The sequence below is a fragment of the Pseudomonas azotoformans genome, assembly GCF_900103345.1.
In the GTDB taxonomy this organism is placed as follows: Bacteria; Pseudomonadota; Gammaproteobacteria; order Pseudomonadales; family Pseudomonadaceae; genus Aquipseudomonas; species Aquipseudomonas azotoformans.
Genome location: NZ_LT629702.1, coordinates 4,287,982 through 4,299,224, shown reverse-complemented (window position 1 = coordinate 4,299,224; position 11,243 = coordinate 4,287,982). Strand labels below are relative to the sequence as shown.

General features: G+C 62.5%; 14 protein-coding genes. 12 read left to right on the top strand and 2 right to left on the bottom strand.

Features of this window, described 5'->3' with window-relative positions; all coding sequences use genetic code 11:
• Position 1 precedes the first annotated feature (1 nt).
• The gene (locus tag BLR69_RS19540) at positions 2–289 is read right to left on the bottom strand and encodes a HigA family addiction module antitoxin (RefSeq protein ID WP_134434899.1); all 288 of its coding nucleotides are present in this window, start codon (positions 287–289) and stop codon (positions 2–4) included.
• A gap of 638 nt (positions 290–927) precedes the next feature.
• Between BLR69_RS19540 and BLR69_RS19535 the strand changes: the two genes are divergently transcribed.
• The 11 genes from BLR69_RS19535 (at position 928) to madM (ending at position 9,321) form a co-directional block, all read left to right on the top strand.
• Positions 928–1,167, top strand: a complete 240-nt coding sequence (locus tag BLR69_RS19535; RefSeq protein WP_071494462.1) for a DUF6124 family protein — start codon at positions 928–930, stop codon at positions 1,165–1,167.
• A gap of 198 nt (positions 1,168–1,365) precedes the next feature.
• Entirely contained in the window at positions 1,366–2,088 is a 723-nt protein-coding gene (locus tag BLR69_RS19530) for a hypothetical protein (RefSeq protein ID WP_071494461.1), read from the top strand.
• Between the two features lie 120 nt (positions 2,089–2,208).
• A complete protein-coding gene (mdcA, locus tag BLR69_RS19525) occupies positions 2,209–3,879 on the top strand; it encodes a malonate decarboxylase subunit alpha (RefSeq protein WP_071494460.1) in 1,671 nt (556 codons plus the stop codon).
• Positions 3,880–4,713: a triphosphoribosyl-dephospho-CoA synthase gene (locus BLR69_RS19520; RefSeq protein ID WP_071494459.1), complete on the top strand. Its 834-nt coding sequence runs from the start codon at positions 3,880–3,882 to the stop codon at positions 4,711–4,713. It begins immediately after the preceding gene.
• Positions 4,713–5,012: a malonate decarboxylase subunit delta gene (locus tag BLR69_RS19515; protein ID WP_049711127.1), complete on the top strand. Its 300-nt coding sequence runs from the start codon at positions 4,713–4,715 to the stop codon at positions 5,010–5,012. The genes BLR69_RS19520 and BLR69_RS19515 overlap by 1 nt, the downstream gene beginning before the upstream one ends.
• Complete coding sequence (locus BLR69_RS19510) at positions 5,005–5,847, top strand: biotin-independent malonate decarboxylase subunit beta (protein ID WP_071494458.1); 843 nt, start codon at positions 5,005–5,007, stop codon at positions 5,845–5,847. The genes BLR69_RS19515 and BLR69_RS19510 overlap by 8 nt, the downstream gene beginning before the upstream one ends.
• Positions 5,844–6,614: a biotin-independent malonate decarboxylase subunit gamma gene (mdcE, locus tag BLR69_RS19505; RefSeq protein WP_071494457.1), complete on the top strand. Its 771-nt coding sequence runs from the start codon at positions 5,844–5,846 to the stop codon at positions 6,612–6,614. Before BLR69_RS19510 ends, mdcE begins: the two co-directional genes overlap by 4 nt.
• Positions 6,608–7,195, top strand: coding sequence for a malonate decarboxylase holo-ACP synthase (locus tag BLR69_RS19500; RefSeq protein ID WP_071494456.1), 588 nt, complete (start codon positions 6,608–6,610; stop codon positions 7,193–7,195). Before mdcE ends, BLR69_RS19500 begins: the two co-directional genes overlap by 7 nt.
• Positions 7,192–8,091, top strand: coding sequence for a malonate decarboxylase subunit epsilon (gene mdcH / locus BLR69_RS19495; protein ID WP_071494455.1), 900 nt, complete (start codon positions 7,192–7,194; stop codon positions 8,089–8,091). The genes BLR69_RS19500 and mdcH overlap by 4 nt, the downstream gene beginning before the upstream one ends.
• Before the next feature lie 67 nt (positions 8,092–8,158).
• Positions 8,159–8,551 (top strand): malonate transporter subunit MadL, encoded by a 393-nt coding sequence (gene madL, locus BLR69_RS19490; RefSeq protein ID WP_025857690.1) that lies wholly within the window; start codon positions 8,159–8,161, stop codon positions 8,549–8,551.
• A gap of 5 nt (positions 8,552–8,556) precedes the next feature.
• Complete coding sequence (madM, locus tag BLR69_RS19485) at positions 8,557–9,321, top strand: malonate transporter subunit MadM (RefSeq protein WP_026067508.1); 765 nt, start codon at positions 8,557–8,559, stop codon at positions 9,319–9,321.
• Here madM and BLR69_RS19480 read toward each other — a convergent pair.
• On the bottom strand, positions 9,318–10,232 hold the full coding sequence (locus BLR69_RS19480) for a LysR family transcriptional regulator (RefSeq protein ID WP_071494454.1): 915 nt from the start codon (positions 10,230–10,232) through the stop codon (positions 9,318–9,320). The genes madM and BLR69_RS19480 overlap by 4 nt on opposite strands.
• 143 nt (positions 10,233–10,375) lie before the next feature.
• Here BLR69_RS19480 and trhA point away from each other — a divergent pair, with 143 nt between their 5' ends.
• Positions 10,376–10,993, top strand: a complete 618-nt coding sequence (gene trhA / locus BLR69_RS19475; protein WP_071494453.1) for a PAQR family membrane homeostasis protein TrhA — start codon at positions 10,376–10,378, stop codon at positions 10,991–10,993.
• Positions 10,994–11,243: the final 250 nt, after the last annotated feature.

Here is an 11,243-nt window from a genome sequence, read left to right as displayed (position 1 = left end):
CTCAATCAATCCGCGCAAACCGCTCAATCACCGGCTGCTCCCGATGCTCGGCCTGCCACAAGTCGTAGGCACTCTGCATCGACAGCCATAACTGCCCAGTGCTCACACCTGCCCGCTCAAGCCGCACCGCCAAGTCAGGACTGACAGGCGCACGCCCATGCAAAATCCTCGAAAACGTCTCACGGGCGAATCCCAGGCGCCGGGCCATTTCGGTGATGGTGATGTCCAGGGCAGGGATTACATCTTCAAGCAGGATTTCACCTGGGTGAGGTGGGTTGTGCTGGGGCACATTGCGCTTCGTGCTTGGGCTCATGATGTTCGCTCGTGGTGGATCGGACGAAAATGCTAGAGAGACGGGTTCCGAGCAACAACCTGAAAGCCTTGTCAGGATCGGATGTAATTGCTGTAGGCGACTTCTGCGTTTGGATTTGAAGTCGTGCTGAATCACTCCTTGGGCAACGACACCTCCATCTACGGTGTGCGAGATAGTAGTCATGGCGTTGTGATTGATCGATGCTGCTCGTGGGGCCAGGCGATACTCAATGTGGCGAGCGGGGCAAGCCCGCTCGCCACAGGATGTGCATTGCCTTTAGTGTTGTGGTGAGCGCTAGGATTTTTCCTGCAAGATGTTGGGCTGTGCATGAACTTGTCGGGCGCGGACAGCGCGCCTAGTCTTCGCCCCGTCATCGCAAAAAACGGTGACACGGACGTGCAAGTCCGGTTACATGTCGGCGCACAAACGCCCATAGCCATTCAACGGGCGTTTTTTATGCCTGCTGTACTCGTTATGGCGGCTGTGCGTGGGAGATCCCTCGGGGTCTGCCGGGGTCCGATATGCCCGGTCTTGCACACCTGCGCACAGCTGCCACCTTAATTCGCGTGCAAGCGGAAGAGGGCAGTCTCCATCACATATCGGAGTTGTAGATCATGATCAAACCCACCCCCAATCCGCCCCTCTTCACCGTAAACCCTCACCAAGACACCGAAACCCTGCTGGTCAACGCCAGCGAAACCCTGTCTTCCCTCAACGCACTCACTTGCAACCTCGCCTTCGACCTGGACACCCCCCAGCGCGCAATCATGCTCGGCATCCAGCAAATGGCGGAGTTGGGGCAGTTGCTGGTAGATCGGGCCTTGGAGCAAGTCAGCCCGGCGACTGCCTCTTGAAGCGGTCCCAAATAGGGACTGATCGTTCCCTATTTGGGACCGCTACTTAACAGGCACCCCTGAACACGTGTGGCGAGCGGGGCAAGCCCGCTGGCCACAGAGGCATACCTTGCCGCGCTGCAATTGCTCGCTCCATCGTAAAGATCCTCACCCCACTGCCGATAGCCAAGGGAGTTTTTCGACAGAAGTATCGACGCAATGTGGCTTTTGGATGGGTTTGCCTGGCTGTACGACCTCAACCGTTTTACCGGCACGCTTCTGATGTGGTTTGGGGTGCTGGTGCTCACGGCAGCGGTGACCATGAACGTGCAGTCCAACCGTGGAAAGCTGTGGGGGTTCATGATTACCACCGCAGGCGCGGTGTTTATCCTGGTGTACCTGGAAAGCCTCAAGCTGGTCGGTGCCGATAAGGCTATCAAAGGCGTAGTGAGCAACTTTGTGGTCATGACCCTGGGCGGTCTTGGCTCGGGTCTGCTGGCGGTGGCGATATCCAAAGGGCCGACCCCGGAAGAAGACAAACAGGCCCGAGGGTTTATCCGTGATCGTCTGCTGGATGCGCTTGAATACGCCTTCGTGTACGTCGCGATTTGCGCGTTCACCGTGTTTGCGGTGTGCTTGCCACTCAACCTGCTGGGCTGGCCGCCCGTCGACGAACATGACCTGCTGAGCCTGCTGATGGTGTGCCTGGGTGCACTGCTGGGTTACGCGATAGCCTCCCGCTCCAGTCGCTTGAGAAACTGGGAGCAACTGGGCGGCTGCGCGCTGGTGGCGCTGCTCCTGCTGCTGTTGCCGGTTTACGCACAGGCACTATCAGGCTTGTGGGAGTGGAGTTGGGCGGCTGTGTTGGGGCTGCACGGTTTTGCCGCGTTGGCGTTGTTCAGGACGGTATGGTTCCACCGCACCGAATGGCACCGCACCTGAACGCCCGTGTTCATTCAGCCATCATTAACCCAGGCGTAACAGTCCAACGCCCAGCTTGATTGATGGCCCCCTCAATCACTCCTAAGGTAAGCCCCACGACAGCAAACCCGTGGAGCGACCATGACAACAACAATAACCCCCGACTCACGCTGGACGCGGCGGCGCGACGAGAAGCAGCGGCGGCTCGGGCTGGTCAAACAATACGCAGACGGCGCGGTGCTGCCCAGCGACAGGATCGTCGAGGCGCTTGAGGCGCTGATCCTCCCCGGCGACCGCGTGGTGCTGGAAGGCAACAACCAGAAACAGGCTGATTTCCTCTCGCGCTCCCTGGCCAAGGCCGACCCGGCCAAGCTCCACGATTTGCACATGATCATGCCCAGTGTCGGCCGCTCCGAGCACTTGGACCTGTTTGAAAAAGGCATCGCGCGCAAGCTCGATTTCTCCTTCGCCGGCACCCAATCCCTGCGCATCAGCCAGTTGCTCGAAGACGGCCTGCTGGAAATCGGCGCGATCCACACCTACATCGAACTCTATGCGCGGCTGGTGGTGGACCTGATCCCCAACGTGGTGCTTTCCGCCGGGTTCATGGCCGACCGCGCCGGCAATATCTACACCGGCGCCAGCACCGAAGACACCCCGGCGCTGATCGAGCCCGCCGCGTTCAGCGACGGCATCGTGATCGTGCAGGTCAACCAGTTGGTGGATGACGTGACCGACTTGCCTCGCGTCGACATCCCCGCCAGTTGGGTGGATTTTGTGGTGGTGGCCGACAAGCCGTTCTATATCGAACCACTGTTCACCCGTGACCCGCGCCACATCAAGCCGGTGCATGTGCTGATGGCGATGATGGCGATCCGTGGCATCTACGAAAAACACAACGTGCAGTCCCTCAACCACGGCATCGGCTTCAACACCGCCGCCATCGAGTTGATCCTGCCGACCTACGGCGAATCCCTCGGCCTCAAGGGCAAGATCTGCCGCAACTGGACGCTCAATCCGCACCCCACGCTGATCCCCGCCATCGAAAGCGGCTGGGTGGAAAGCGTGCATTGCTTCGGCACCGAGCTGGGCATGGAGAACTACATCGCTGCACGCCCGGACGTGTTTTTCACCGGGCGCGACGGCTCTATGCGTTCCAACCGCATGTTCTGTCAGCTCGCCGGCCAATACGCGGTGGACTTGTTTATCGGCGCCACCCTGCAGGTCGACGGCGACGGCCATTCCTCCACCGTGACACGCGGTCGCCTCGCCGGATTTGGCGGCGCGCCGAACATGGGCCATGACCCGCGCGGTCGCCGTCACGGTACGCCAGCCTGGCTGGATATGCGCCACGACGATGCCCCGGAAGCGCTGCTGGAACGCGGCAAAAAACTCGTGGTGCAAATGGTCGAGACCTTCCAGGAAGGCGGCAAGCCCACCTTCGTCGACACCCTCGACGCCGTCGAGGTCGCACGCAAAAGCGGCATGGCCCTGGCGCCGATCATGATCTACGGCGATGACGTCACCCACCTGCTCACCGAAGAAGGCATCGCCTACCTGTACAAGGCGCGTTCCCTCGAAGAGCGCCAGGCGATGATCGCCGCCGTCGCAGGCGTCACCGCCATCGGCATGCGCCACAACCCCAAGGACACTGCACGCATGCGCCGCGAAGGCTTGATCGCCTTGCCCGAAGACCTGGGGATTCGCCGCACCGACGCCACCCGTGAGCTGTTGGCCGCCAAGAGCGTGGCCGACCTGGTGGACTGGTCCGGCGGCCTGTACAACCCGCCCGCCAAGTTCAGGAGCTGGTAAATGCGCGCCCTCAAACTGCATGAACTCAGCCTTGCGGATCAACTGGCCGACATGGCCGTCGATGCGCTGATCGATGAAGCCGACCTGTCGCCCAAACCGGCCCTGGTGGACCGGCGCGGCAACGGCGCCCACAGCGATTTACACCTTGGCCTGATGCACGCCTCGGCGCTGTCGCTATGGCCGATGTTCAAGGAAATGGCCGAGGCGGCGATTGAAATCGGTGAAATCGGCTTGCCCCTGCGCGAAGCCCTCGGACGTCTTGGCCGCGAAGGTGAGCACGCGATGCTCATCACCACCAACGGTGTGAACACCCATCGCGGCGCAATCTGGGCCCTCGGCTTGCTCACCGCCGCCGCCGCGCTGGAACCACGTGCCGTGACGCTGACTGCCGCCAAACTGGCCCTGCTCAACGACCGCTTCGCTCCGCAACCCCTGAGCCATGGCGCGCAGGTTGCCCAACGCTACGGCGCACGCGGTGCCCGTGAAGAAGCGCAGCTCGGCTTCCCCTCGGTGGTGCAACGAGGCCTGCCGCAACTGCGCAAAAGCCGCCTGCAGCATGCCGGCGAACAGAACGCCCGCCTGGATGCCTTGCTCGCGATCATGACCGAGCTGGCCGACACCTGCGTGCTCTACCGCGCCGGCACCGAGGGCCTTCAAGCCATGCAGCACGGTGCCCAAGCGGTGCTCGACGCTGGCGGCAGCGCAACCCTGGCCGGTCGTCGCCAACTGCATGAGCTGGACCAGCAACTGCTGGCCCTGAATGCCTCCCCCGGCGGCGCCGCCGACCTGTTGGCCGCCTGCCTGTTTATCGACCGCCTCGACGGAGCGTTGTGATGGAAACCTTATCCTTTGAATTTCCCGCCGGGCAGCCGCCAAAAGGCCGTGCGCTGGTGGGCTGCGTTGGCTCGGGCGACCTGGAAGTGCTGCTGGAACCGGGCACGCCGGGCACCCTGACCATCCAGGTGCAGACCTCGGTGAACGGTGCCGAACAACGCTGGCAGCATCTGTTCGAGCGGATCTTCCAGGAGCAGACCCCGCCGGCGTTGAAGATTGATATCCACGATTTTGGCGCCACCCCCGGCGTGGTGCGCTTGCGCCTGGAGCAGGGTTTCGAGGAGGTCGGCCATGACTGACTTACTCGCCAAACACAGCTTCGTTGAACTGGGCGCTCGTCAGCGCGCCAAGGCCTTGCTGGACGCCGGCTCCTACCGCGAATTGATCGACCCGTTTCAGCGCGTGATGTCGCCGTGGCTGAGCCGCCAGGGCGTGGTGCCCCAGGCCGATGACGGTGTGGTGATCGCCAAGGGCAGCATCGGCGGAAAACCGGTGGTGATTGCCGCCATCGAGGGTAACTTCCAGGGCGGCAGCCTTGGCGAGGTGGGCGGCGCGAAAATCGCCGGCGCTCTGGAGCTGGCGGCCGAAGACAATCGCAAAGGCATTCCCACTCGTGCGGTGTTGCTGCTGGAAACCGGTGGCGTGCGCTTGCAGGAAGCCAACCTGGGCCTGGCGGCCATCGCGGATATCCACGCCGCGATCGTCGACCTGCGCCAGTACCAGCCGGTGATCGGCGTGGTGGCGGGCAGCGTGGGGTGCTTTGGCGGCATGTCCATTGCGGCCGGGTTGTGCAGTTACCTAGTCGTCACCCGCGAAGCCCGCCTTGGCTTGAATGGCCCGCAAGTGATCGAACAAGAAGCGGGGCTTGAAGAGTACGACTCCCGCGACCGGCCCTTCATCTGGAGCCTCACCGGCGGCGAGCAGCGCTTCAACAGCGGCTTGGCCGACCGTTATGTAGCGGACGATGTGGCCGAGATTCAACAGACCGTCAGCGCATTGCTGCAACAGGGCCTGCCCACCCAACAACGCAGCCGCCAATCCGAATACTACCTGGCGCGCCTGGCCGAACTGGATGCTACGCCGCAGATCGACCCGGCGACGGTGCGCGCGCTGTTTCAAGGAGAACGCTCATGAGAGGTTTGCAGTGGTTCAACGCATTGAGCGCCGGCGCGACAGCTGTTGAAGGTTTGCCGAACTCCCTGAAAGTGGCCGACGGCCTGCTGGGCGAGCAAGCCGTACGCTTTATCGCCGTGGTCACCGACGCGCAAAACCGCTTCCCCCGCGCACGCAATGGCGAAGTCGGTTTGCTCGAAGGTTGGGGGTTGGCGAAGGCTGTCGATGAAGCCATCGCCCGTGGCGACAAACGCCCGATCATTGCCATTGTCGACGTGCCCAGCCAAGCCTATGGCCGGCGCGAAGAAGCCCTTGGCATCCACCAGGCGCTGGCTGCCGCCGCCGACAGCTATGCCCGCGCCCGACTGGCCGGGCACCCGGTGATCGCGTTGCTGGTGGGCAAGGCCATGTCCGGTGCGTTCCTCGCCCACGGTTACCAGGCCAACCGCCTGATCGCCCTGCGCGATCCCGGCGTGATGGTGCACGCCATGGGCAAGGCCTCGGCGGCGCGGGTGACCCTGCGCAGCGTCGAGGAGCTGGAAGCCCTGGCCGCCAGCGTGCCGCCGATGGCCTATGACATCGACAGCTATGCCAGCCTCGGCCTGTTGTGGGAGACCTTGACGGTCAGCCAGATCGAACAGCCCACGGCGCAGGACGTTGCGCGGGTCAACGACTGCCTGGTGAGTGCGATCAAGGATGTCGGCACGCCTGATTTGAGCAGCCGCCTCGGTGCGACCAACCGCGCCGCTTCCAGCCATGTGCGCCAGCTGTTGCGGGAGCAATGGTGAACGCCCACGACCTGCTCTGGGGCATGACCCCGGCGCACCTGCCCGCTGACGCGCCGGGGTGGGCGAAGGATGCGGTTGGCACGGTAGTCGTGCGTCGCGCCATCGTCGCGCCGGGCTTTGTCGCGGTGGGTGTGCGTGGGCGTTTGCGCGAGCAGCGGTTTGCCGCGTTGATGCCGATGGCAGCCGTACAGCGGCGGGTCGCGCCGGAAGCGTTGCGCGATGTGGTGTCGACAAGGGATCTACCGGCATTGCAGGCCCTCGATCAACTGCGGCCGGTGCTGGCGCCATTGAGTTGGGGCGTCACCGGCAGCGCTGGTTTTGAGTTGGCCACCGGGATTGAAGCACTGCATGCCCAGAGCGACCTGGACCTGATTCTGCGCACACCCGAGCCGCTGGATCGCAACGATGCACGCGACCTGCTGGCCACCTTGGACAACGCCGCGTGCGCTGTGGATATGCAATTGCAGACACCTTTCGGTGCCGTCGCCTTGCGTGAATGGGCCGGTCCATCACGGCGGGTGCTGTTGAAAACCGCCAACGGTGCGCATTTGGTCATTGATCCCTGGCAGGCCTTGGCATGAGCAGCCTTCTGGTGTTCCCAGGGCAGGGCGCCCAACGCCCCGGCATGCTCCAGGCGTTGCCGGCTGATGTGTTGGAACAGGCCAGCGATGCCTTGGGTGAAGACGTGCGCAACTTGGATTCTGCTGAAGCCCTGGCCAATACCCGCGCTGTACAACTCTGCCTGCTGATCGCAGGCGTCGCCCACGCCCGCCTGCTGCAACACACGCCGGACTACGTCGCAGGCCTGTCCATTGGTGCCTACGCGGCGGCGGTGATTGCCGGCGCGATGGACTTCAGCGATGCAATCAAGCTGGTCAGCCTGCGCGGCGAGCTGATGCAGAACGCTTATCCACAGGGCTACGGCATGACTGCGCTGATAGGCCCACAGTTATCCACCGTCGAAACCTTACTAGCCGAAATCTGCAGCCCTGAAACCCCGGTGTATCTGGCCAATATCAATGCTGATAACCAGACCGTGATCGCCGGCAGCGACCAGGCCATGAAACTGGTCGCCGACCGCATCAAGGGCAACGGCATTGCCAAGCGCCTGGCCGTCAGCGTGCCATCCCATTGCGCATTGTTGGACCAACCGGCCCAGGCCCTGGCCCAAGCCTTCGGTCCGCTCAAGGCGCCGCGCATCACCTACCTGAGCAGCACCCGCGCACGGCCGATTCACAACCCCGCGCAATTGCGCGACGACCTGGCCTTCAACATGTGCCGCGTCGTCGACTGGCGCGGCACCGTGCAAAGCGCCTACGAGCGCGGTGTGCGCCTGCAAATCGAACTGCCACCGGGCGCAGTGCTCACCGGCCTGTCACGGCGGGTGTTTGAGCAAGGCACGGTGATCGCCTGTGAAGGCGCACGCCTGGACACCCTGCAGGCCCTGCTGCAAGAGGAGGACCGCCGCCACCGATAAAGCACTGCCCAAGGCTTTCGAAGCACAAAAACAACAATTTCGATCGAGCACTTTGAGGACAACAACAATGATTATCTACGGTGTGGCGTTTCTGGCGCTTTGCACGTTGGCCGGCCTGTTTGTCGGTGAACTGCTGGGTAAATGGATGGGTATCCCGGCCAACGTCGGTGGCGTGGGGATTGCCATGTTGCTGTTGATCGGCCTGGGCAGTTACCTGGGCAAGCGAGGGCTGTTTACGGGCAAGTCGGAGCAAGGCGTGAGCTTCTGGGCCGCGATCTACATTCCGATTGTGGTGGCCATGGCCGCCCAGCAGAACGTGTATGGCGCCATCAGTGGCGGGCCAATGGCGATTCTCGCCGGGACACTGGCGGTGGTGCTGGGCTTTGCCTTGGTGCCGGTGCTGGTGCGCATCGGCAATCGCGAGCCGAGCGCGGTTGTTCCCACCAAAGAAGCCGGGTGATCGCCATGTACGAATCGATGATGAAAGTGATCACCGGCTACGGCCTGATCAGTGGGTTTGCAGTAATCGGCCTGACCATGTGGGTTTCCTACTGGATCTCCGACACCTTCACCAAGGGTCGCCTGCACGGTTCGGCGATTGCCATCCTGTTGGGGCTGGTACTGTCTTACGTCGGCGGTGCGTTTACCGGTGGTTCGAAAGGCGTGGTGGATATTCCGTTGTTGTCGGGCATCGGCCTGTTGGGCGGGGCGATGCTGCGTGACTTTGCCATTGTCGCGACGGCTTTTGGCGTGAGTGTCGATGAGCTCAAGCGCGCGGGCTATGTCGGGGTACTCGCGTTGTTTGTCGGCGTGGGCTCATCCTTCGTCGCCGGCGTCGGCGTGGCCATGGCCTTCGGCTACACCGATGCGGTGAGCCTCACCACCATTGGTGCGGGGGCCGTGACCTACATTGTCGGTCCGGTCACCGGTGCGGCGATTGGCGCGAGTTCCGAAGTGATGGCGCTGTCCATCGCCGCCGGGTTGATCAAGGCGATCCTGGTGATGGTGATGACCCCCTTCGTGGCGCCCCTGATTGGTCTGAACAACCCGCGCAGCGCGGTGATCTTCGGCGGCTTGATGGGCACCTCCAGCGGCGTGGCCGGCGGGCTGGCGGCCACCGATCCGAAACTGGTGCCGTATGGCTGCCTGACCGCAGCGTTTTATACGGCGTTGGGTTGTTTGCTAGGGCCTTCGCTGCTGTTTCTACTCATGCGCGGCCTGGTCGGCTAGTCGCTGCGGTTTGCGTACATCCGACACTCCGCCAGCAACGCGAGCAGGTTCGGGTCACGCTCTTTGGCCTTTAGGAACACCACCCCAATATGCTGCTGCAACCGATACCTGGGTTGCAGCGGTATGAGCTTCACGCGGTTCTCATACACCGCCGCAATCCGTCCCGGCAGCAGCGCATAACCCACGCCTGAGCTGACCATGCTCAGCAGCGTGAAGATGTCATTGACCTGCATCGCCACCTTCGGCGCGAACCCCGCCTGCTTGAACACACGATTGCCGTCCTGATGCGTGGCGAAGCCTTGGGTGAGGGTGATGAAGGTTGCGTCGCGCACGTCGGCGAGGTCGATTTGCTGTTCGCGGTCGAAGGGCGAGTCGGCCGGGGTGGCGAGGAAGATGTCGTCGGAAAACAGCGCAATCTGCTCGCAGTCCGGGTCGTTGGCGTGCTCGTCGAGGGAGATGAGGATCGCGTCCACTTCCATGTTCTTGAGCTTGTAGAGCAGGTCGAAGTTGGAGCCCAGGATCAGGTCGATATTGAGTTCGCTGCGGCGGATCTTCAGGCCCATGATCAATTGGGGCACGGTCTTCACCGTCAGCGAATACAGCGAGCCGAGCTTGAAGCGTTCGGCGGAGAAGCCGGCGGCTTCGCGGGTCAGGCGTACGCTGTCGACCACGTCGGCCACCAGCTTCTGTGCGCGCTCTTCCAATACGTAGGCGCTTTCCAGAGGGGTGAGGTTGCGCCCCTCGTGTTTGAACAGCGGGCAGCGCAGGGCGTTTTCCAGGGAGTGGATGGCGCGGTGCACGCTGACGTTGCTGGTTTGCAGCTCGGCGGCGGCGCGGGCCAGGTTGCCGGTGCGCATGAACGCCAGGAAGATCTCCAGTTTCTTGAGAGTGAATTCTTCGTCGATCAGCATGGCCGTGGCTCTTGTTCGAATGCCGTCGATTGTGCCCGCAAAAACCTTCGGCGTCGCCGGAACGTCATAAGCCGCTTGCACTCTTATGCGCAAGGCTGGACGCTTGCCAGCCAGTCCTAACGGTTACAGGAGGTCAGCGGCACATGTACCACGGGGAACGATTCAACGCCTGGAGCCATTTGCTCGGTGCTGTCGCGGCGTGTATTGGCGCCGTGTGGATGTTGGTGGTGGCGAGTCTGGACGGCAGCCCCTGGAAGATCGTCAGCGTGGCGATCTATGGTTTTACCTTGATGGTGCTGTACAGCGCGTCCACCGTGTACCACAGCGTGCAGGGGCGCAGAAAAGAGATCATGCAGAAGGTCGATCACTTTTCGATCTACCTGTTGATCGCCGGCAGCTACACGCCGTTTTGCCTGGTGACCCTGCGCGGGCCATGGGGCTGGACGCTGTTCGGGATTGTGTGGGGGTTGGCGGTGATCGGGATTTTGCAGGAGATCAAGCCGCGCTCCGAGGCGCGCATCCTGTCGATCGTGATCTATGCGGTGATGGGCTGGATCGTGCTGGTGGCGGTCAAGCCGTTGCTGGCAGCATTGGGCACGGCCGGGTTTATCTGGCTGGCCTCGGGCGGGGTGTTGTACACCGTCGGCATCATCTTTTTTGCCTTGGAGGATCGCCTGCGGCATTCCCATGGGATCTGGCATTTGTTTGTGATCGGCGGGAGTTTGCTGCACTTCGTCGCGATCATGCGTTACGTTTTATAGACAGCCCTTTCAAGGCCTTTAGGTAGAACAGGCGATAAGTACCCTGTGGCGAGCGGGCTTGTCCCGCGTTGGGCTGCGAAGCAGCCCCAAAACCAGCGTCTGAAGCGTGCCTGACTCACCGCATTGCTCTTTCCAGGGTCGCTTCGCAACCCAACGCGGGACAAGCCCGCTCGCCACAGTTGCAGTGTTAGCCCTTGATGGCGTGGTATCAGCCAGATAGGGTCGGTTTTTTTCAAAGACCTTGAAAGGG

Coding starts and splice junctions, on each gene's coding strand:
- BLR69_RS19535 (WP_071494462.1), top strand. CDS start 928: ATGATCAAACCCACCCCCAATCCGCCCCTCTTCACCGTAAACCCTCAC.
- BLR69_RS19530 (WP_071494461.1), top strand. CDS start 1,366: ATGTGGCTTTTGGATGGGTTTGCCTGGCTGTACGACCTCAACCGTTTT.
- mdcA (WP_071494460.1), top strand. CDS start 2,209: ATGACAACAACAATAACCCCCGACTCACGCTGGACGCGGCGGCGCGAC.
- BLR69_RS19520 (WP_071494459.1), top strand. CDS start 3,880: ATGCGCGCCCTCAAACTGCATGAACTCAGCCTTGCGGATCAACTGGCC.
- BLR69_RS19515 (WP_049711127.1), top strand. CDS start 4,713: ATGGAAACCTTATCCTTTGAATTTCCCGCCGGGCAGCCGCCAAAAGGC.
- BLR69_RS19510 (WP_071494458.1), top strand. CDS start 5,005: ATGACTGACTTACTCGCCAAACACAGCTTCGTTGAACTGGGCGCTCGT.
- mdcE (WP_071494457.1), top strand. CDS start 5,844: ATGAGAGGTTTGCAGTGGTTCAACGCATTGAGCGCCGGCGCGACAGCT.
- BLR69_RS19500 (WP_071494456.1), top strand. CDS start 6,608: ATGGTGAACGCCCACGACCTGCTCTGGGGCATGACCCCGGCGCACCTG.
- mdcH (WP_071494455.1), top strand. CDS start 7,192: ATGAGCAGCCTTCTGGTGTTCCCAGGGCAGGGCGCCCAACGCCCCGGC.
- madL (WP_025857690.1), top strand. CDS start 8,159: ATGATTATCTACGGTGTGGCGTTTCTGGCGCTTTGCACGTTGGCCGGC.
- madM (WP_026067508.1), top strand. CDS start 8,557: ATGTACGAATCGATGATGAAAGTGATCACCGGCTACGGCCTGATCAGT.
- BLR69_RS19480 (WP_071494454.1), bottom strand. CDS start 10,232: ATGCTGATCGACGAAGAATTCACTCTCAAGAAACTGGAGATCTTCCTG.
- trhA (WP_071494453.1), top strand. CDS start 10,376: ATGTACCACGGGGAACGATTCAACGCCTGGAGCCATTTGCTCGGTGCT.